Below are 20,407 nucleotides of genomic sequence, written 5' to 3'. Positions count from 1 at the left end.
CAGGCTCCTAGTAGCGAATTTTAGGGTCGATAACCGCATACAGAATATCGACCAGGGCATTAAAGGTAACGGTGAGGGCGCCGATTAAAATGGTCAGCCCCAGCACCATGGAGTAGTCGCGGTTCAGGGCGCCATTCACAAACAGCTGGCCAATACCGGGCAGGCCAAAGATGGTTTCGATGACCACAGAGCCGGTAATAATGCCGACAAAAGCCGGGCCCAGGTAAGACACCACCGGCAACATGGCGGGGCGCAGCGCATGGCGTAAAATAATACGGCGCAGTGGCAGCCCCTTGGCGCGAGCGGTACGAATGAAGTTGGCGTTCATGGTTTCAATCATGGAGCCCCGGGTAATACGGGCTATGGTGGCAATGTAGTGCATCATCATGCCAATGACCGGCAGCACTAAATAGGGCGCAGCCCCGTCGTTCCAGCCGCCGGCGGGCAACCATTTAAGGGTGATGGCGAATATCAGCACCAGGATGGGGGCCAGCACAAAGCTTGGGATCACCACGCCCACCATGGCGGTGGACATGGTGAGATAATCCAGCCAGCTGTTTTGTTTTAGTGCCGCAATAATCCCCAGCGTTACCCCGAACAAAACGGCCCCAAAAAAGGCATAAAGACCGATTTCTGCGGATACCGGCAGTGCCTGAGCCACCAGCTCGTTAACCGAAAAATCCTTGTATTTGAAAGAGGGCCCCAAATCGCCCTGCAACAGGTTACCCAGATAACCGAAGTACTGCTCGATCACGGGTTTGTCGAAGCCGTATTTGGCTTCAATATTGGCCAGTACTTCCGGTGGCAGGCTGCGCTCCGAGCTAAAGGGGTTGCCCGGGGCAAAGCGCATCATGAAAAAGGAAATGGTGATCAACACCAGCAGGGTAGGAATGGCTTCCAGCAGCCGTTTTATTATAAATCTAATCATGATTTATCCTGTTGGCCTTGGCCATGAAAGGCGTAAGCGATCTGGAGCAAGACGCTTACCAAGTGGTCGTTTATTCGCGATCAGATCCCATGGTGGCCTCAGCCTGGTTGTTGCAAAGCTGGCCGGTGACGGGCACCGGCCATTGGCTGCGGGCATTACTCCGCCTTGATATACATGTCTTTCGAATAGAGGTTATTGAGTGGATTATTGGGGTAGCCGCCGAGCCGTTGTTGCACCAGGCGAGCCGTCACGTACTGATAAATAGGCGCTATCGGCATGTCGGCGGCCAGAATTTCTTCGGCCTGGGTGTATTTGGCGTTACGGGCATCGGCATCCACAATGGAACGGGTCGCTTTCATCAGCTCGTCATACTGCAGGCTGGAGTATTTGCCATCGTTGTTGCCATGGGTGGTTTGTTGCAAGTCCAGCATGGAAGAGGCTTCGTTATAATCGGCAATCCAACCGGCACGGGCCACATCGAAGTTGCCTTGGGTTTTGGTATCCAGGTAGGTTTTCCATTCCTGGTTAACCAGCTCGGCCTCGGCGCCCAGGGTTTTCTTCCACATGGACGCCACGGCGACCGCGACCTTTTTATGGTTCTCGCTGGTGTTGTACAGCAGCTCGAATTTAAGCGGGTTCTGTTTATTGAAGCCGGCTTCATCAAGCAGCGCCAGCGCCCTGGCATTACGCTCGGCTTGGGTCCAGTTGGCCCAATCCAGCCTGGGGGGAGTAAAACCATCGACGATTTCCGGGGTCAGGGTGTAACCGGGAAGTTCACCCTGGCCCATCACCAGCCTGGCGATAATATCGCGGTCAATGGCATAAGACAGCGCCTTGCGCACGCGTACGTCATCGAAGGGGGGCTTTTGGGTGTTAAAGGTATAGTAATAGGTACCTACATAGCCGGTGATGCTGACCGATTCGGGGTGATCTTTGTTTAACCGTTTAAAGTGCTCGATGGGTATTTCATTGGTCAAGTCCAATTCGCCAGCCAAGAACCGGTTCATGGCGGCGTTTTGTGAGGTAATAGGTAAGTAATCTACCTGGTCGATGACAGTGTGCTCGTTATCCCAATAATGGGTATTACGCACCAGTTCGATTTTTTCGTTTACCCGCCAGCTGGATAAGGTATAAGCGCCGTTAGACACCAGATTGCCGGGTCTGGTCCAGTTGTCACCATGTTGCTCAACGGCTGGGCGATAAATCGGATAGGTGGTGGTGTGCGAGAGCATGGTGACGAAGTAGGGCACAGGCTGTTCTAGCTGTATTTCCAGGGTATGTTCGTCCAGCGCCTTGATGCCCAGAGTTGTTGGCTCTTTTTCGCCTTTGAGAATGGCCGAGGCGTTTACAATGGTGGGAATTTCCAGATACCAGGCGTAAGGCGAGGCGGTGTCAGGGGCGATGGCGCGTTTAAAGCTGTATTCAAAATCCCGGGCCGTGACCGGCTCGCCGTTAGACCACTTGGCATTGGCGCGCAGGTGAAACACAAACCGTTTGTTGTCGTTGGTTTCCCAACGCTCGGCCACGCCGGGCAAGGTTTCTCCGTTAGGGCCCGAGGTCACCAGACCCTCGAACAAGTCTCGCTGCACGTTGGCACCCGGTACCCCTTCGGTTTTGTGCGGATCCAGAGTGGCGGGCTCGGCGCCATTGTCTTTTACCAGATGTTGCTGCTTGGCCAGGGCGATGCCGGCCGGTACGTCTGCAGCCAGAGTCGACGCTGTCATTGCCAACAGGGATGCGCTCATCAAGACGGGTACGAGTGCGATTTTTTTCAGTGTCATCTTGCTTACTCCTTTAAGCCTGTTCGCCCGGACATAACTTATCCGGCAAATGCCTTTTGCCGTGCAGTGCTATTAATAGAGCGAACAGAAAATTAATCAATGATATAGCAGGGGAAATAATAACAACCCGACATTAAACCCTCACAATGTGATCCGGTGCCGTTGTTTATGCATCCAACGTAAAAGGCGCTTACAATGAAAGCGCCTTAAGGTGACTGCGGTTAGCAAATACAGTCGATAAAATAATGGGTTTGTCCGTTACGCTCTTCGGCTACCAGGCCATGAATATAGGTTTCAAAACCCGGGAAGCGGCCATTGAACTCACGAGCAAATTTAAGGTAGCTGATAATGGTATCGTTAAATACCTCGCCCGGGATCAATAGCGGAATACCGGGTGGGTAGGGTGCCACCATGACCGCCGTAGTGCGTCCCGACAGTTCGTCGATCGGAACTCGCTCTATCTGCTTGTGCGCCATTTTGGCAAAGGCGTCTGCGGGTCTCATGGATGGGATCAAGTCGGACAAATACATTTCCGTGGTCAGCTTGGCCACGTTATTTTCTTTGTAGATTTGATGAATGTGATCGCACAAGTCACGCAAGCCCACGCGCTCGTAGCTGGGGTGGCTTTGAATGAACTTGGGCAGCACCTTCCACAAGGGCACGTTGTGATCGTAATCGTCCTTGAACTGCTGCAATTCGGTTACCATGCTGTTCCAGCGGCCTTTGGTAATGCCGATGGTAAACATGATAAAGAAGGAATAAAGACCGGTTTTTTCGATCACGATGCCGTGTTCGGCCAGGTACTTGGTGACCACCACCGCCGGCATACCGGAGTCGGCAAAGTCGCCTTCCATATTCAGGCCCGGGGTTAAAATGGTGGCCTTGATGGGGTCGAGCAGATTAAAGCCAGACTCCACATTGCCAAAGCCATGCCAGCTTTCGCCGGCGTGCAGCATCCAGGCGTCGCGATCATCCAGACCGTGGTCGGTCAAATCATCCGGCCCCCACACCTTGAACCACCAGTCGCTGCCGTATTCATCACCCACCTTGCGCATGGCGCGTCTGAATTCCAGTGCTTCCGACAGCGACTCTTCTACAAGAGCCGTACCGCCTGGCGCTTCCATCATGGCGGCAGCCACATCGCAGGAGGCAATAATGGCGTACTGCGGGCTGGTGGAGGTGTGCATCAAATAGGCTTCGTTGAACACATCTCTATCGAGGCGATTGGCATTGCCATCCTGTACCAGTATTTGTGACGCCTGGGACAGACCGGCCAGCATCTTGTGGGTCGATTGGGTGGCAAAAATCATCGAGTCTTCACAGCGCGGGCGGTTTTCGCCAATGGCGTGATAATCGCCATAAAAATCGTGGAAGGCGGCATGAGGCAGCCAGGCCTCATCAAAGTGCAGGGTTTCAATTTCGCCATCGAGCAGATTTTTGATTTCTTCTACGTTATACAGAATACCGTCGTAGGTAGACTGGGTAATGGTCAGCACCCGTGGCTTGAGATCCGGATTTTTCGCCAACAGCTCGCGACAGAAGGGATTGGCCTGCATTTTTTCGCGAATGCGCGCCGGCTCGAATTCGCTGCGCGGAATGGGGCCAATAATGCCGTAATGGTTACGAGTGGGCATCAAGAACACCGGCACGGCACCCGTCATCATAATGGCGTGCAGAATCGACTTGTGACAGTTACGGTCCACCACCACTATGTCGCCCGGAGCCACGGTTGAATGCCAGACAATTTTGTTGGAGGTGGAGGTGCCGTTGGTCACAAAATACAGATGATCGGCGTTAAAGATCCGCGCCGCATTACGCTCGCTTGCCGCCACCGGGCCGGTATGATCCAGCAATTGCCCCAGCTCGTCGACCGAGTTGCATACGTCGGCTCGCAGCATGTTTTCACCAAAAAACTGGTGAAACATCTGGCCTACGGGGGATTTCAAGAACGCCACGCCGCCGGAATGCCCCGGGCAATGCCAGGAATAGGAGCCGTCCTGGGCATAATGAGTCAGCGCCCTAAAGAAGGGCGGTGCCAGGCTGTCCAGGTAACCTTTTGCTTCACGAATAATATGGCGAGCCACAAAGTCCGGCGTATCTTCGTGCATGTGAATAAAGCCGTGCAGCTCGCGCAAGATAGCATTGGGAATATGGCGCGCGGTACGGGTTTCGCCATACAGATAAATGGGAATATCCGGATTGCGGTGGCGGATCTGCTGAACAAAACGATGCAGCTGGGCCAATACGGCCTGGGCTTCTTCGGTGCTGCCGGCCAGCTCTTCGTCATCAATGGACAATACAAATCCGGCGGCACGACTTTGCTGTTGGGCAAACGAGGTTAAATCACCGTAACTGGTGTATCCCACAACATCCATACCGGCCTTTTCAATGGCGGCTGCCAGCTCGCGAATCCCCGAGCCACTGGTGTTCTCGGATCGAAAGTCTTCATCAATAATGATGATAGGGAAGTAAAAGCGCATCGACATTCCTTGAGTGTGCGGTATTTGCGTGTGCAAAGGGGCTCGATAACCAAGCCGGCTTGGTAGCATTCTACTGTGACAATGACTGATGACAAAGTCGGCGATGGCATTTAACACCTCAATCGCCATAAACCGACCATAAGTCATCGGCCACACTGGAAGTTTTGCAAGGTAGCAGGCACTATTTATCGTTAGTTTTATTCGAAACAATGAGCCAGCCAATGAATCTGATGGTAAAAGCGACCCTGTATCTGCTGGGTGCCCTGTTACTGACCAGTTGTGCGGCCTCGCCGCCACGTAATCCGGAAAATATCTGTGCCATTTTCGATGAGCACAAAAGCTGGCATAAATCTGCCAACAAGGCCCGAGAAAAGTGGGGCGCGCCGGTGCACGTCACCATGGCGATGATGTACCAGGAAAGCAGCTTTATGCATGATGCCCAGCCACCGATGCGATACTTTTTGTTTATCCCTTATGGCCGAGCCTCGGATGCCTACGGCTATGCTCAGGCAAAAAAAGCCACTTGGGCGGATTATCAGCGAGAAAGTGGTAATGGCTGGGCCAGTCGCAGCAATTTTGACGATGCGATGGACTTCATGGGGTGGTACATGAGTAAAACCAGCAAAATCAACGGGGTATCAAAGTGGGATGCCTACGGTCAGTATCTGAACTATCACGATGGCTGGGGCGGCTATCGCCGCGGTACTCATAATCGTAAAGGCTGGTTGTTAAAGGTCTCGCGCAAAGTAGAGGCCCGCGCCAAACGCTACGCGGGCCAATACTGGCAGTGCAAAGATGACTTAAATAGCGGCTGGTTTGGCTAAGGCCGCAGCTTGTGTCAGATAGCTGGCCATTTCTGCTGCTGGTACCATGCCGCCGCCGGTGGCCCACACCAGATGATGAGCGTTGGCCAGCCGCTCCGGGTTAAGCCCCATACGTTTTAGATAACTCTCGTTTTCGAGCACACGCCAGGGACCAGGCATGCCTGCCAACGCCGAGGGCTCCAGCTGAATGTGCTCCTGCTCATTCAGCAAGCCGAGTAAGGACAACATCTCCTTGTCGCTCAGGGTATAAAAACCATCGAGCATGGGAGCCATGGTGCGACCGACAAACCCCGATGCCCGGCCCACGGCCAGGCCATCGGCGGCGGTAATGTTATCGATACCCAGGTCCTGCACCGAAATTTGATCGTGCAGACCGGTGTAAACCCCCAGCAACATGCAGGGCGAATGGGTCGGCTCGGCAAAAATGCAATGCACGGCATCGCCAAAGGCCAGCTTCAAGCCAAAGGCCACGCCGCCCGGGCCTCCGCCTACACCACAAGGTAGATAGACAAACAAGGGGTGGCTACGATCGACCTTGATGCCTTGCTGATCCAGTTGCGCCTTCAGTCGTTCACCGGCCACGGCATAACCTAAAAACAGCTGTACCGAGTTTTCGTCGTCCACAAAGTGGCAGTTTGGGTTTTGCTCGGCTTGAGCTCGCCCTTCGGCCACCGCCACCGAGTAATCACTTTGGTATTCCACCACAGTCACGCCCTGGGCACGCAACAGGTCTTTTTTCCACTGGCGGGCATCGGCCGACATGTGCACGCTGGTATTAAAGCCGAGTCGGGCGCCAATCATGCCAATTGACAGCCCCAGGTTGCCGGTAGAGCCGACCGCAATCTGGTACTGACTGAAAAACGCCCTGAACTCCTCGCTATGCAGCCGCGCATAGTTATCGGTACGCTGGAGCAGACCGGCCTTTAGCGCCAGCTTTTCGGCGTGCTGCAACACCTCATAAATCCCCCCGCGAGCCTTGATGGAGCCGGAAATCGGCAACTGACTATCGAGCTTTAGCCATAACTGACCGCCCAGCGGTTGTTGAAAACGATTCTCCATTGCCTGCTGCATGGCGGGCACCGCTTGCAGCGGTGACTCCAACAGACCGTGGCTGGCCATGGTGTCGGGAAAGGCGGCACAAAAGTAGGGTGCAAAGCGATCCAGCCGCAGGCTGGCATCAATCACGTCTTCGGCGGTCAGGCCCACCGCAGCCAGAGCCTGCTCTGTGGGTTGGCGCTCTGGATTAAACCAGCTGACAGGGCTGAGGGCCATCAATTCATCCAATAACGGATTGGCGCGGCAGAGTTCGCGAATGGCTTCTTTGCTGTAGTGAGGATGAGAGTGCATGTCATGATCCTGAAAAATATGCTGAACACAGCACAGTATATCAGGCCATTGATGAAAAAACGGAGAGCAGAACGAGGTGGGCAGGAAAGTGGGGAGGAGTCGGGCTCGCTCCCCATTGGAAATTTAAGGTTTGGTGACGGGTGTTTGCTTGGCAAAGTATTCTTTGGTTAAACGAAACACCACCGGGCTTAGCAAGGCCAGGGCAATCAGGTTGGGAATGGCCATCATGGCGTTAAGGGTGTCCGCCAGCAGCCAGATAAATTCCAGCGATTGGGTGGCGCCAATGGGCAATGCCAGAACCCAGGCAATGCGAAACGGTACTATGGCCTTGACGCCAAACAGAAACTGAACGCATTTTTCGCCATAAAAGCTCCAACCCAGAATGGTGGTAAAAGCAAAAATGGCCAGAGCAACCGAGACGATATATTCACCGCCGGGAATGGCCAGCGAGAAGGCCAGGGTCGTCAGCGATGCCCCCGCTTCACCACTGGTCCAGCTGCCGGTCACAATAATGGCCAGGCCTGTGATGGAGCACACGATAATGGTATCGATAAAGGTACCCAGCATGGCAATCAGCCCCTGGCGCACCGGGCTATCGGTTTTGGCGGCGGCGTGGGCAATCGGCGCACTACCCAGACCGGCTTCGTTCGAGAAAACCCCGCGGGCCACACCAAAGCGAATCGCCATCCACACTGCCGCACCGGCAAACCCGCCCTGAGCGGCAATCGGCGTAAAGGCGTGCTCGAAAATCAGGCCAAATGCGGCGGGCAGTTCGGTGATGTACATGGCCAGTACCACCAGGCCGGCGGCAAAATAGGCGACCGTCATCAGCGGAACCAGCTTACCCGCCACTTCCGAAATCCAGCGAATACCACCAATCAATACCAGGCCCACCAGCACCATAAGGACAATCCCGGTGGTGGTGTGCGAGAGGCCAAAAGAGGCATCGAGAGCATCGGCGACCGAGTTGGCCTGCACTGTATTACCAATACCAAAGCCGGCAAAGCCGCCAAAAATGGCGAAGGCAACCCCCAGCCAGGCCCATTTAGCACCCAGACCGTTCTTGATGTAATACATGGGGCCACCTACGTGGTTGCCGCGTTTATCGGTTTCACGAAAGTTGACCGCGCACACGGCTTCGGCATATTTGGTGGCCATGCCAACCAGTGCCGTCATCCACATCCAGAACAGGGCTCCGGGACCCCCAAAGAAGATGGCGGTGGCCACACCGGCAATGTTCCCCGTCCCTATGGTGGCGGCCAGTGCCGTCATCAAGGCATTAAAGGGGGAAATTTCGCCGCTGCCAACTTCTGTTTTGCTGAACAGCAGTTTAAAACCGGTACCCAGCTTGCGAATGGGCATCAATCCCAAACCCAGTTGCAGATAGAGCCCCAGCCCCAAAATACCGATCAACATGGGGACACCCCACACCACGCCGTTGATGGTGCCTAATATGTTGGTAAGCAATTCCATTTGCAGCACTCCTAGAGCGAGTAATATTGAATTTAAGAGACTTTCCTGTACTAGCCTAGTCGTGTTTTTGAAAAATGAGTACTAGTTTTATGATTCGGATGGAACCACAAAAAAATGCTGCAATAATTGACGAGCTTGAGCAATAACCGCTTTATGACCCGATAAGCCATGCAGGCTGGCGATTTGGGCAGGCATGACACCCGGTGTCAGCAGGGCCTTGAGTAATTGTTGCTGGTGAGCAGAGAGGGGGCGCAGCGGCACCTGGGTGGCAACAAAGCGGGAAAGCGCCGGTTGATCGCTGCATAAATCCCGATGATAAAAGGCAAAATCACGGGCAATGCGGTTATCTTGCTGCTCGGTCAAGGCGGGGGGCTCCAGCTTGAGGGTCTGATAAACCGGGGTTAATTCATCCGGCCATACCCCTTTGCGATAAGCCTGCAAGTTGGCACTGAACTGTCCTTGCCACAAGGGTAAAACCTGCTTTGCCGCAACCGAACAGGGCCATAACATCATCATCGCATGCAGGCCGCTGACGCCATCGCGACTTTGCCCCAGACGTACCGCCTGGAAACCGTTACTTTGCCAAAACGCCACCAGCTGCGGGCTGGCGCCAAAGCTGGTACCGATAAAATCCCCACCGGACTGTTCACATAAATGCAGCTGCAGCCAGCGCAACAGCCGACTGCCGATGCCCAGCTGCTGCGCATGAGGATGCACGACTATGCGCATCACTCTGTGATAGGTGAATTGGCAGGCATCGGTAATACCACCATGAAATGCCAGTGATTGTGGCAGCAAATGGCCTCGCGGGCGTCGTTGGCCACGCCAGATGCCCTGGCTGAGCTCTGCCGACATGGGGCCCTCTTTAATGAGTAAGGCAACGGCCACGGGGATATCGGCCTGAAAGGTAACGGCCAATTGCAGGTCGGGGGCATCCAGCAGCTGGCGCAGGTCGCTGGGACGGGTTTGATAATGCGCCAGTGTCAGCAAACCAAATAGCTGCTGCAGCAAAGCATCATCGGCCAGTAATGCCTCACGGCTGACCCAGCGATAATCGAGGCGCTCGACTTGGGTTGGAATCGGGTTGGCTGACGGTGAAAGTGCTGGCGCCGGGGGGGAGGCATTGAGTGCCAGTAGCCTAAACACCAGTGGCTCCAGTGGATCGGCAGGGCTCCAGCGTGCCGGCGTGTTCAAGTGAAGCTTGCGCCAGCCTGGCGACAAGCAGGCAAGCCTGGGTTGAAACTTGAGCTGAAACCCCAGACCGGTACCTTCGTAGCCATGCTCGGTGCTGGCAAAGATACAGCAATAACGCTTGGCCAGAGCAAGCAGCATGGGCACCGGAATGGCGGCGGCTTCATCAATCAGCAGAATATCGGCTGCCGGCTGCTCGGCCAGCAAGGCATCGGGCGCCACAAAGTGCAGCGGGCTGGCGCAGTGGCGCATGGCCTGAGCGGGCGCATTCTGATTCGGGGCCGTTAACAGCACCCGCAGTCCGTATTGAATCAAGCGGTGAGCGGCCAGCCCCAGCAGACTCGATTTGCCGCGCCCTCTGTCTGCCGTCAGCACCAGAGGAATGCGCGCCCGAGCACAGCGCAGCATATGTGCCAAGGCATTGCGCTGCTGGATATTGAGGCAACCCTGGCGGTCGCGTTCTTGTTGCCAGGGTAGGGGGGACAAGGTGGGAAGAGCAGGAAAAGGCGAGCCTTGCTGCCAAATCAGTACACTGTCATCCTGATGCAGCAGCCGAACAAAACGGCGTAAAAAAGGGCTGGCAAGCCCTTTGGCCTGTTCGGGCTGTGCTACGTAACGTACCAGATCCGGGTCGGGATAATCAGGCCAGTCTGCCAGTGGTGGGCATAGCAGCAACATGATACCGCCGGCAATCAAGGTACCAGCTGCAGCACCCAATGCGTCCGGGTGCAGCCCGCTATGGGCGTTGAATACCAGGCTGTCGTATTCCTGGCCCAGGGCGGTTTGAAATTTATTGATGGGCAAGCCAGACTGCCCGGCGGCGTCTGCCTGGCCCAGCCACAGTTGGCGAGCATGCGAATCGTTGCCAAGCTGGCGGGCCTGGGCCATTGCCCAGGTTTGACTACCGGCAAGTACCAGCAGGCGCCGTTCGCCGTTCAGTTGTAATTGCTGTCGCCAGGCTTGCCACTCACTCAAAAAGACGGCTGCCATTTTCGTCAATAACCCGTTTTGCCTTGGCGACCATTAACTCGGCGGCCAGTTCGGCCGAGGGCAGCAAGTCGGAGCGGATCAGGCGATGTTCTTGCAGTTCGCCGTCTTTGAGTCGGGTAATACGACCATGCAAGCGATATTGCCCGCTGTCTGGCAAGGGGGCGGGATGGATATCAAAGCCCTGATAAGAGACGTGCGCAAAGCCCGCCGATGCGCCAGCTTTGTTCTGGCCCAGACGTTTTAGCCAATTAAACATGAGTACAACCTTACTGATGAAGAAAAAAGGCGCCATGGTGGCGCCTGCTGGCCTGAGCCTGGATGCATTATTTTCGCACCGTCAGTATCACACCCTCACCCAGGTTGACGGCACCGGTATGTTTGGTGAGTTCTTTTATTTCATCCATATTGGAAATAACGATCGGCGTCAGAGTCGACTTGGCTTTTGCTTCAAGCAATGCCAGATCAAACTCGATAATAGTGTCGCCGACTTTTACCTGCTGACCTTCTGTAGCTACGCGGGTAAAGCCTTCGCCTTTCAGTTCGACGGTGTCGATGCCAAAATGTACAAACAACTCTATGCCCGAGTCTGACTCGATGGAAAAAGCATGGTTGGTTTCAAAAATCTTGCCTATGGTGCCGTTGCACGGCGCCACCATTTTATTGCCACTGGGCTTGATGGCGATGCCGTCCCCGACAATTTTTTCGGCAAATACCACATCCGGTACCTCTTCAATGGCAACCAGCTCTCCGGAGAGAGGAGCAAAAATATCGATGCCACCACTGTCTACTGACTCGTCAGACACCATTCTTTTCAGTTTATCGAACAGACCCATAATATCAGCTCCTGGCATTATTTAATGATGATGATAACAGACGGTCTTTCCCAAGAGAAAGAATAGGTAACTCGCTTAAAATACGGCAGGCTTCCTGCATTGTAAGGGCTGCGGCACGAATGTACATGGCAAGCCATGGGCTGCAGTTGCGCCCCTGTTGTTGGCAGATGTTGGCAGAATAAATCAAAAGCGCGGGTCGCCATAAGACGACCCGCGCGTTAGAAGGTAGACCCCCATAGTGCCTGCAGCTGACCAGATTTAAGCCTGCAGTTCCTGCTCGGTAAAAATTCCCTGGAACAAGGCGGTGCTTAAATAGCGCTCGCCAGAGCTTGGCAGTATCACCACTATGGTTTTATTGGCAAATTCGGGCAATTCTGCCAATCGGTTTGCGGCGACCACGGCGGCACCGGAGCTGATGCCGGCCAGTATGCCTTCCTCTTTCATCAGACGGCGCGCCATTTCTATGGCATCTTCACTGGTCACCTGTTCAACACGATCGATCAAAGACAAGTCCAGGTTACCGGGAATAAAGCCCGGTCCTATGCCTTGAATTTTATGCGGACCTGGGGTTAATGTCTCGCCGGCCAATGCCTGAGCAATAACCGGAGATTCAACAGGCTCAACCGCAACCGAGGTGATGGCCTTGCCTTTGGTGTTCTTGATATAGCGTGACACGCCGGTCAGGGTGCCGCCGGTGCCTACACCCGCTACAAAGACATCAATTTCGCCGTCGGTATCGTCCCATAATTCGGGGCCTGTGGTCTTCTCATGAATTTCCGGGTTCGCAGGGTTGTTGAATTGCTGCAGCAATACAAACTTCTCTGGCGCCGTTTCTTTTAATTCCATGGCTTTTTCAATGGCGCCTTTCATGCCCTTGGCACCATCGGTCAGCACGATATTGGCACCCAAAGCCTTCAATAACTGACGGCGCTCCATGCTCATGGTGCTCGGCATGGTCAGGGTGATGGGGTAGCCACGAGACGCTGCCACAAACGCCAGTGCAATGCCGGTATTGCCACTGGTGGGTTCAATCAGCTCTTTTCCGGGGACCAGTTCACCGCGCTTTTCGGCATCCCAGATCATGTTGGCACCGATGCGGCATTTCACACTGAAACTGGGGTTGCGGCTTTCTACCTTGGCCAGAACACGGCCCTTGCTGACTCGATTCAATTTAACCAGAGGAGTCTGGCCAATGGTCAGAGAGTTATCTTCAAAAATTTTGCTCATCGTGACTGTCCCTATCGTTCGTTAATGCCATCATGATTGATATATAGCCAGCTTAACCATTCTGTCTAGAATGAGAAGTGACAAATTGTTATAACCATATGTTATTAAATGATAAAATGATATTCCTTTATTGCCGGCTAACGCTAAGGTAATTCAGGGGAATTGATGGTGTATCAGGAACAAGTTTGCTATCAAGGTACTGACAAGCAGGGTATTCTTCAATGATATGACGTAGTCGTTAATAGAAGCTGAATAAAGACGTGATTCAAGGGATGAGGCGGGCATTGAAATGATAGGCAGCAAGCTGGTGAAAAGATATCGAGCCGCAAGCGCACTTTGGCTATTACTGTATTTGAGTATGGGCAGTGTTTTTGCAAGTAGCTGGCAGGATGAACCCGAGGCGCGCCAACAGTTGCATCAGCTTGGTCTGGAGCTGGCGCTGGCCGATGTGCATCCCACACTGACCGAGTGGTGGCAACAGGCTGTGGCAGAGAGCACGGCGTCGGATATGGCTGACGACCAGCTGTTGCTTGGGGTGCAGAGTTTCTGGCGTCACTGGTCTGATTTATCTTTTTTCGATCGCCAGCATCTGCGGACCCGAAAAGCCGATCTGAGCTTTTCAGAAGCCGATCGTGCCAACCTTAAATTGGCCGGTCAGTTGAAACGGCGTTGGCAATTGGTGCAGGGATTGATGCCGGGTTATGCCAACTATGCTCAACTGCAACAGCAACTGACTCGCTTGCTGGAGTTGCAAGATGTGTCCTGGCCGGTCTTGCGTACCACTACGGTTCGTCCGGGAGAGCGAATGGATGTGATACCCCAGATCCGGGAGCGACTGCGCATGCTTGGCGATATGCCCAACGCCCCAGAAGTCGCGCTTCCTGCGGTACCGGATATGGACCTGGTACTGGAAGATACCGGCATTCCCGATGATACGACCTTGTCGGAAAGCGATTTTACGGCTCCTGATGCCCATGATAATGGCGTCGCAGTCAGTAGCTCGCCTCTGGCCAGTAGTAGTCAGCCTGCTGCCAGCCAGTTTATTGATCCCCAGTTGTACGACTCGGATCTGGAGCAGGGTATTCGACGCTTTCAACAGCGGCACGGGTTAACGGTCGATGGTGTGATTGGCCCACAGACTTTTGCCTGGCTTGACACTTCGCCGTTGAAGCGCTCGCAATTGTTGATGCGCAGCATGATGAGAACCCTGATCGGTGACGAGCTGCCGTCTTCCTACTTATTGGTGAACATTCCCGAATATCATCTGCGGTTGTATCAGAATCAGGTGATGGTGCTGGAAAGCAATGTGATCGTGGGTCGAGATGAACGCAAAACCCCCGTCATGGCCAACAAAATTACCAATGTGGTGTTCAATCCTCCCTGGAACGTACCGCGCTCCATTATCAACAAAGACATAGTGCCCAAACTGTATCGCGATCCGGGTTATATCGAACGTCAGGGGTTTGAAGTACTCGACGGGGGAGAGGTGGTTCCCAGATTCATTTGGCAGAGACGGCTGGAAGAAGGCGGCGGTTTTCCCTATCGGTTGCGCCAGCGTCCCGGCACCGGTAATGCGCTGGGAGCCTACAAGTTTCATTTGCCCAACAGTGATGCCATCTATCTGCACGACACTCCCACTCGTGGCCTCTTTGGTCGAGACAGCCGGGATTTGAGTTCCGGTTGTGTCAGGGTGCAAGGCGCCGAGCAGTTGGCCAACTGGCTGCTGCAGGATCAGCTAAGCAGCAGCCGGTTGGCGGCACTGAAAGCCAACCGGGAAACCCGCTGGATCCGGGTAGCCGAGCCCTTGCCGCTGTTTATGGTGTATTGGCCGAGTTGGCTGGATGCTGACGGAATGCCTCAGTTCCGTAATGATATCTACGGCTTTGACAAAGCCATGAACAGTCCCTTCGGCGCGGGATAACAATACATCAACAGCCGTTTTCAAATGAAACTGCAAGGAGCGAACCCTCTCACCGAAAGAGCGCTCCTTGTGTTTTCATGATGAAATCATGTTGGTTTTTTAGCCTGCAATAGGGTATTTTCTACGCTGTTTAGTGTGGCGCATGACATCCTATAGCCAAGAACGCATAGCCGAAAACAATAGCCAATATCAGATACTGGCCGTCTTTGCTTTTCCCTTTTAGCGTTGAGTGATGTCACCAGCTGAAGCTTCATTCAGCTGGTGCGCCTGTGTGGTACTTAAAACAACGAGTTTGAATATGTTTAACTTCGCAAGAGCAAAAGCCGGTGTGCAACAATCAGATATGCAGCAACCAGGCGTGAATCGTCGCCGTTTTTTAATGGGGATGGGCGGTGTGGGTCTAGCGGCCATGTTACCGCTTTCGGCACAGGCCAGCCTGTCGGCACCGGTGCGTAAATTAAGTCTGCATAACCTGCACACCGGTGAGCAGGTTACCGCCAACTTCTGGGAAGAGGGACACTACCTGAAGGAAGGATTAAATACCTTTAATCATGTCATGCGTGATTTTCGTGAAAACGAAGAACACGATATCGACCCCAAATTATTCGACCAGCTATTTTTATTGCAGCACCGTTTAGGCAAGCCTGGCGAAATTCAGATTATTTCCGGCTACCGCTCTCCCACGACCAATGCCATGTTGCGCCGAACCAGCCGTGGTGTAGCCAAGAAAAGTTATCACATGAAAGGGCAGGCTATTGATTTACGGCTGCCCGGAGTGCCGTTGTCGCAGGTGCGCAAGGCGGCATTAGACCTGAAAGTCGGCGGAGTGGGTTATTATCCCAGCTCCAACTTCGTTCATCTGGATACCGGCCCGGTTCGCAGCTGGGTATAATGATCCACCCACAGGGCGGTGGCACCACACACCGCCACCGGCATGATCAAAAGATTTATCACCGGCAGGCCGGAGCAAATGGCCACGCTGGCACCAAATCCCCAGCTGAGGCGGCGCTTCTCTCCCAAAGAGCGGCGCATTAAATCGAAATCAATTTTGTGGTTATCAAAGGGGTAATCACAATATTGAATCGCCATCATCCAGGCACTGAACACAAACCAGAGCAGCGGGGCCAGGGTCTGGCCAAACAAAGGCACCAAAAACAGCAGTAAACACCCCAGCGCCCTGGGCAGATAATAGCGCATTTTATGTACTTCTCTGGCCAGTATTCGCGGCGTGTCCTTTACAAGATCAAGCCAGCCGGCATCGGGCAGCGGGGCACCGGTTAATTTAAGTTCTACCCGCTCGGCCAGCATCCCATTGAAGGGGGCTGCAATAAAATTGGCCACGCTGGTAAAAATAAATGAAAACACCACGGCGATGGTAATGATGGCCAGCGGCCACAATACATAACTCAGCCATTGCAGATAGCTGGGGGTGGCTTGTTCAAACCAGGCGAATAGTTGATCCAGTTGCAGATAAAACCAGTAAAAGGCGCCACCGAACAGTAATAAATTAACCGCCAGTGGAATAAGCACAAAAAGCCGTAAATCCCGTTCCCCAATCAGAGACAATCCCCTGAGCAGATACTGTGGACCGCTGGCCGTATGGTAAGAGGCGGACATATAAAGCTTCCTTGAGAAAAAAGAACATTTTAGAGAGCAAGCATCAGACTGCCAAGTGAACTGTCGTTATAAAAACAAGGGAGTAAAGTGGCAACGAAGCAGTCTGTCGTAGCCAGGGCGGCCAGGTTGGTGGCCTGAAGTTGTTCATTTTTACCACTTAACTCTGTAGTTGGCGGTAATAAAGGTCTCTAAAGTAGATAAAAATAAACAAAATGCAGATTTTTCTCCTTTCCTCCCCCAGATGACTCTTGTCAAACCCGTATGGTAAACATACCCTTGTTGTTGTCTTCGATAACATTCCGGTTCAAGCCATGCTATTTAAGCTTGCGTCGGCGACATGGCTTTAACATAAGCAAAAAAATTTAGAGAAACGATAATGCAGGATTTGCGAATTATCTTGATCATTCTGGGTGCGGTAGCCATTGCTGCTCTGCTGATCCACGGACTGTGGTCAAGCCAGAAAGGGCGCCAAAAACCCATACGAGAAAAACCCATGGGCAAAGTTGCCGGCAAGGCTGCGGATGCGACAGCCAACGATGTTGGCGGTTTCGACCGTGACGGCATTGGCAAGGTACGAGTGGCTGGCAGTCATCAGCAGCCGACTTCCGTGGTGGATGACGGCGACGAAGATGACTGGCATCAAGCCCCGCATTTTTCTGCCATCAACGATGATGAAGAAGATGAGCCAAGTCTGGGGATGCCCCCTCGGCTGTCCAGCAGTACCTTTGCAACCAAGGATGCAACAGCCAAGGCATCGCCAGTTCAGCAAGGCGTTGCGCCCAAGCCGAGCCCGAGTGAAACTCAGGCACAACAGCGAGCTCGCCAGTATCAACAAGGGGAGATAGATCCCTTGTTTGACGAGCCGAGCCGTGATGAATCCGAGTTTGAACATGAACGTCTGTCAGATAATGCTGAGGCCGAACCTGTCGAGTTGAAGTCTGAGCCGCAGCCAGAGCCGAAGGCCATTATTCAGGATGCGCCTGAACCTGAGCCTGCTCCTGCCGCCCCGCTGCGTGACGTGCCCAAGACCTGGCAGGATGTATACGTCATTAATCTGGTCGCTCGTCCCAATCAGCAACTGATGGGCCGCGACTTGATTCGGGCGCTGACCGAGGCAGAGTTCAGCTTTGGCGACATGGATATTTTTCATCGCTACCAGAATGCTGGCGCTCAGGGTGAGCCGCTGTTCAGCTTGATCAATATGGTTAAGCCCGGCACCTTCAACCCGAACGCCATGAGTGAGTTCAGTACGCCCGGGGTGTCTATCTTCATGCAGCTGCCCAAGCCCGGCATGGCGAAAAACCAGTTCAATCTGATGGTGCAGGCCGCCGAAAATATGGCCGAAAACCTGGATGGACTCCTGCTTGATGCGGAGCGGCGCCCGCTAAGTCCTGACTATCTGGCACGTTGCCGCGAGCAACTGAGAGACTTCGATAGCCAGGCACAGTAACCTTTTACTCTACGTTTTAAAGTGCGGCCAATGGCCGCACTTTTTGTTTTTAATACCGTGAAGGGTGAAGCGTAAAGAGTGAAGGGTTAAACATGGCACTGAGCTGAAAAAGGCACGCCCTTGGCCGTCTTGCCCCAGTATCTTTATTTTGCTTAATGCACGGTGTTATCTGACAGTTGGAAGCTGACGGCTTACCGTTGCCGAAAGGCCTGCTGAGCCGGATGGTTTGGCTCAGTGTCCTCCTCTTCACCCTTCACCATTTACTCTTTACTGAATTATTTAAGCGGACACTTCCCATGAATAATGCAAAAGCCCAGATCCTTGCCTTGCGCGAGCAACTCGAACGTTATAACGAACAGTATTATATCGCCGATGCCCCCACGGTACCCGATTCCGAATACGACCGGTTGATGCGAGAGCTGATTGCGCTTGAGCAAGCCAATCCCGAATTACTGGATGCCAGCTCGCCCAGCCAGAAGGTGGGCGGGGCACCGGTGTCGGCATTTCCCGAAGTGCGCCATGCGTTGCCCATGCTGTCGCTGGATAACGTATTCAGCGAAGAGGAGCTGGCCGCCTTTGAGAAGCGGCTGATGTCGCGACTGGGGCGCACCACGGCGGTGGAATTTTGCTGTGAGCCCAAGCTGGATGGTCTGGCAGTGAGTTTGTTGTATGAAGAGGGTGAGTTGGTACAGGCGGCCACCCGAGGTGATGGCAGCACAGGGGAAGGCATTACCGAGAATGTCCGCACCATCAAGGCCATTCCCCTCAAGTTGAAAGGCGACGACTGGCCGCCCCGGCTTGAAGTGCGCGGCGAAGTCTTTATGCCCAGTGCCGGCTTTGCGGCCATGAACGAGGCTGCGCGGGCCAAAGGGGACAAGGTGTTTGCCAATCCGCGTAACGCCGCCGCCGGTAGCCTGCGCCAACTCGACTCGCGCATTACCGCCAAGCGTCCGTTGTCGTTTTACTGTTATGGCGTGGGGCTGGTGGAGGGGGCTCCCTTGGCCGATAGTCATTTTGACACCTTGCAGCGACTTAAAGGCTGGGGACTGCCGGTTAGTCCCGAAGTCAAACGCATGCAGGGCCGAGAAGGCTGCGAACGCTATCACCAGGATATTCTACGTCGCCGTGATCAGCTTGCGTATGAAATCGATGGCGTGGTCTACAAGGTGGATGAGCTGGCACTGCAGGAACAGCTGGGCTTTGTGGCGCGAGCGCCTCGCTGGGCCACGGCTCACAAGTTTCCGGCTCAGGAAGAGTTGACCGAGTTGCTGAATGTGGAGTTTCAGGTGGGGCGCACCGGTGCCATTACCCCGGTTGCCAAGTTGGCGCCGGTGCAGGTGGCCGGCGTGGTGGTGTCCAACGCCACCCTGCATAACGCCGATGAAATTGCGCGGCTGGGGGTCATGATTGGCGATACGGTCATTATTCGCCGCGCCGGTGACGTGATCCCGCAGGTGGTCGCCGTGGTGCTGGAAAAACGCCCCGACAGTGCCAGTGCCGTTGTCTTTCCCGAACAATGCCCGGTTTGCGCCGCAGATATAGAGCGTATAGAAGGCGAAGCCGTGGCGCGCTGTACCGGTGGCTTGTTTTGTGCTGCTCAGCGTAAAGAGGCTATCAAGCACTTTTCATCGCGCAAGGCGCTCGATATTGAAGGCCTGGGCACCAAGGTGATTGAACAGCTGGTGGATCTGGAATTGATCAAGACCCCGGCCGATCTGTTTTCATTGAGTCACGACGCCTTGCTGGGACTGGAGCGAATGGGCGACAAGTCGGCCAGCAAGTTGTTGGCCGCCATCGACAAGTCTCGCGAAACCACGCTGCCACGTTTTCTGTATGCCTTGGGCATTCGTGAAGTGGGCGAGGCCACTGCCAATAATCTGGCCCAGCATTTTTTGACTCTGGAGGCGGTGATGCAAGCAGAGGTAGACAGCTTGCTGGAAGTATCCGACGTGGGGGACATAGTAGCCAAGCATCTGTATTACTTCTTTCGCCAACCGGAAAACCAGGACGTAGTGCAGTCATTGGTTACCCCTCAAGCGGAAGGGGGTTGTGGCCTGCACTGGCCTACCATCGAAAAAGTGGCCGTTGAGGCGCAGCCACTGGCAGGCCAAACCTTCGTGCTTACCGGTACCCTGACTCAACTCTCGCGCAGTGATGCCAAGGCGGCACTGCAGGCGTTGGGTGCCAAGGTTGCCGGCTCTGTGTCGGCCAAAACCAGCTGCGTTGTGGCAGGCGAAGCCGCCGGCTCCAAACTGGTGAAGGCCCAGGAACTGGAGATTCCCATTCTCGATGAAGACGGCCTGTTGGCGTTGTTGAAGCTTCAAGCCTGACTCCATAAACAAAAA

15 protein-coding genes are annotated in these 20,407 nt (G+C 54.1%); 5 read left to right on the top strand and 10 right to left on the bottom strand.

What is annotated here, in order from left to right:
* Nucleotides 1–7 precede the first annotated feature (7 nt).
* The 3 genes from oppB to IEW52_RS02325 all read right to left on the bottom strand — a co-directional run bounded on the left by oppB (nucleotide 8) and on the right by IEW52_RS02325 (nucleotide 5,189).
* Nucleotides 8–928 carry an oligopeptide ABC transporter permease OppB gene (gene oppB, locus IEW52_RS02335; protein ID WP_188628458.1) on the bottom strand — a complete coding sequence of 307 codons (921 nt, stop codon included), beginning with the start codon at nucleotides 926–928 and terminating at the stop codon, nucleotides 8–10.
* Between the two features lie 155 nt (nucleotides 929–1,083).
* Nucleotides 1,084–2,709, bottom strand: a complete 1,626-nt coding sequence (locus IEW52_RS02330) for an ABC transporter substrate-binding protein (RefSeq protein ID WP_188628457.1) — start codon at nucleotides 2,707–2,709, stop codon at nucleotides 1,084–1,086.
* Nucleotides 2,710–2,930: 221 nt separating this feature from the next.
* Entirely contained in the window at nucleotides 2,931–5,189 is a 2,259-nt protein-coding gene (locus IEW52_RS02325) for an arginine/lysine/ornithine decarboxylase (protein WP_188628456.1), read from the bottom strand.
* A 221-nt stretch (nucleotides 5,190–5,410) separates the two neighbouring features.
* Here IEW52_RS02325 and IEW52_RS02320 point away from each other — a divergent pair, with 221 nt between their 5' ends.
* Entirely contained in the window at nucleotides 5,411–6,013 is a 603-nt protein-coding gene (locus tag IEW52_RS02320) for a transglycosylase SLT domain-containing protein (protein ID WP_188628455.1), read from the top strand.
* On the opposite strand, the gene dsdA is transcribed toward IEW52_RS02320, so the two are convergent.
* The 6 genes from dsdA to cysK all read right to left on the bottom strand — a co-directional run bounded on the left by dsdA (nucleotide 5,990) and on the right by cysK (nucleotide 13,074).
* Complete coding sequence (dsdA, locus tag IEW52_RS02315) at nucleotides 5,990–7,360, bottom strand: D-serine ammonia-lyase (protein ID WP_188628454.1); 1,371 nt, start codon at nucleotides 7,358–7,360, stop codon at nucleotides 5,990–5,992. The genes IEW52_RS02320 and dsdA overlap by 24 nt on opposite strands.
* A 123-nt stretch (nucleotides 7,361–7,483) precedes the next feature.
* The gene (locus tag IEW52_RS02310; protein ID WP_188628453.1) at nucleotides 7,484–8,833 is read right to left on the bottom strand and encodes an alanine/glycine:cation symporter family protein; all 1,350 of its coding nucleotides are present in this window, start codon (nucleotides 8,831–8,833) and stop codon (nucleotides 7,484–7,486) included.
* Between the two features lie 87 nt (nucleotides 8,834–8,920).
* Nucleotides 8,921–11,014 carry a tRNA(Met) cytidine acetyltransferase TmcA gene (locus tag IEW52_RS02305; RefSeq protein WP_229667756.1) on the bottom strand — a complete coding sequence of 698 codons (2,094 nt, stop codon included), beginning with the start codon at nucleotides 11,012–11,014 and terminating at the stop codon, nucleotides 8,921–8,923.
* Nucleotides 10,992–11,270 carry an HlyU family transcriptional regulator gene (locus IEW52_RS02300; RefSeq protein ID WP_188628452.1) on the bottom strand — a complete coding sequence of 93 codons (279 nt, stop codon included), beginning with the start codon at nucleotides 11,268–11,270 and terminating at the stop codon, nucleotides 10,992–10,994. Before IEW52_RS02300 ends, IEW52_RS02305 begins: the two co-directional genes overlap by 23 nt.
* Before the next feature lie 67 nt (nucleotides 11,271–11,337).
* Entirely contained in the window at nucleotides 11,338–11,847 is a 510-nt protein-coding gene (gene crr, locus IEW52_RS02295; RefSeq protein ID WP_188628451.1) for a PTS glucose transporter subunit IIA, read from the bottom strand.
* A 258-nt stretch (nucleotides 11,848–12,105) separates the two neighbouring features.
* On the bottom strand, nucleotides 12,106–13,074 hold the full coding sequence (gene cysK, locus IEW52_RS02290; RefSeq protein ID WP_188628450.1) for a cysteine synthase A: 969 nt from the start codon (nucleotides 13,072–13,074) through the stop codon (nucleotides 12,106–12,108).
* A 307-nt stretch (nucleotides 13,075–13,381) separates the two neighbouring features.
* On the opposite strand from cysK, the gene IEW52_RS02285 reads away from it, so the two are divergent.
* Complete coding sequence (locus IEW52_RS02285; RefSeq protein WP_229667755.1) at nucleotides 13,382–14,995, top strand: L,D-transpeptidase family protein; 1,614 nt, start codon at nucleotides 13,382–13,384, stop codon at nucleotides 14,993–14,995.
* Nucleotides 14,996–15,338: 343 nt separating this feature from the next.
* Nucleotides 15,339–15,887: a peptidoglycan L,D-endopeptidase MepK gene (mepK, locus tag IEW52_RS02280; RefSeq protein ID WP_188628471.1), complete on the top strand. Its 549-nt coding sequence runs from the start codon at nucleotides 15,339–15,341 to the stop codon at nucleotides 15,885–15,887.
* On the opposite strand, the gene cysZ is transcribed toward mepK, so the two are convergent.
* Nucleotides 15,851–16,612, bottom strand: a complete 762-nt coding sequence (gene cysZ / locus IEW52_RS02275) for a sulfate transporter CysZ (protein ID WP_188628449.1) — start codon at nucleotides 16,610–16,612, stop codon at nucleotides 15,851–15,853. The genes mepK and cysZ overlap by 37 nt on opposite strands.
* A gap of 376 nt (nucleotides 16,613–16,988) precedes the next feature.
* Here cysZ and zipA point away from each other — a divergent pair, with 376 nt between their 5' ends.
* Together zipA and ligA are read left to right on the top strand one after the other, a co-directional pair.
* The gene (gene zipA, locus IEW52_RS02270; protein ID WP_188628448.1) at nucleotides 16,989–18,062 is read left to right on the top strand and encodes a cell division protein ZipA; all 1,074 of its coding nucleotides are present in this window, start codon (nucleotides 16,989–16,991) and stop codon (nucleotides 18,060–18,062) included.
* Between the two features lie 296 nt (nucleotides 18,063–18,358).
* Nucleotides 18,359–20,392, top strand: coding sequence for an NAD-dependent DNA ligase LigA (gene ligA, locus IEW52_RS02265; RefSeq protein ID WP_188628447.1), 2,034 nt, complete (start codon nucleotides 18,359–18,361; stop codon nucleotides 20,390–20,392).
* Nucleotides 20,393–20,407 lie beyond the last annotated feature (15 nt).

Source organism: Oceanisphaera marina (genome assembly GCF_014643915.1).
In the GTDB taxonomy this organism is placed as follows: Bacteria; Pseudomonadota; Gammaproteobacteria; order Enterobacterales; family Aeromonadaceae; genus Oceanimonas; species Oceanimonas marina.
The sequence above is the reverse complement of the archived record's forward strand: the minus strand, read 5'-3'. Positions and strand labels throughout refer to the sequence as shown.

Excerpts from the sequence above, each read along its gene's own strand:
- oppB (WP_188628458.1), bottom strand. The coding sequence starts at position 928 with ATGATTAGATTTATAATAAAACGGCTGCTGGAAGCCATTCCTACCCTG.
- IEW52_RS02330 (WP_188628457.1), bottom strand. The coding sequence starts at position 2,709 with ATGACACTGAAAAAAATCGCACTCGTACCCGTCTTGATGAGCGCATCC.
- IEW52_RS02325 (WP_188628456.1), bottom strand. The coding sequence starts at position 5,189 with ATGCGCTTTTACTTCCCTATCATCATTATTGATGAAGACTTTCGATCC.
- IEW52_RS02320 (WP_188628455.1), top strand. The coding sequence starts at position 5,411 with ATGAATCTGATGGTAAAAGCGACCCTGTATCTGCTGGGTGCCCTGTTA.
- dsdA (WP_188628454.1), bottom strand. The coding sequence starts at position 7,360 with ATGCACTCTCATCCTCACTACAGCAAAGAAGCCATTCGCGAACTCTGC.
- IEW52_RS02310 (WP_188628453.1), bottom strand. The coding sequence starts at position 8,833 with ATGGAATTGCTTACCAACATATTAGGCACCATCAACGGCGTGGTGTGG.
- IEW52_RS02305 (WP_229667756.1), bottom strand. The coding sequence starts at position 11,014 with ATGGCAGCCGTCTTTTTGAGTGAGTGGCAAGCCTGGCGACAGCAATTA.
- IEW52_RS02300 (WP_188628452.1), bottom strand. The coding sequence starts at position 11,270 with ATGTTTAATTGGCTAAAACGTCTGGGCCAGAACAAAGCTGGCGCATCG.
- crr (WP_188628451.1), bottom strand. The coding sequence starts at position 11,847 with ATGGGTCTGTTCGATAAACTGAAAAGAATGGTGTCTGACGAGTCAGTA.
- cysK (WP_188628450.1), bottom strand. The coding sequence starts at position 13,074 with ATGAGCAAAATTTTTGAAGATAACTCTCTGACCATTGGCCAGACTCCT.
- mepK (WP_188628471.1), top strand. The coding sequence starts at position 15,339 with ATGCAGCAACCAGGCGTGAATCGTCGCCGTTTTTTAATGGGGATGGGC.
- cysZ (WP_188628449.1), bottom strand. The coding sequence starts at position 16,612 with ATGTCCGCCTCTTACCATACGGCCAGCGGTCCACAGTATCTGCTCAGG.
- zipA (WP_188628448.1), top strand. The coding sequence starts at position 16,989 with ATGCAGGATTTGCGAATTATCTTGATCATTCTGGGTGCGGTAGCCATT.
- ligA (WP_188628447.1), top strand. The coding sequence starts at position 18,359 with ATGAATAATGCAAAAGCCCAGATCCTTGCCTTGCGCGAGCAACTCGAA.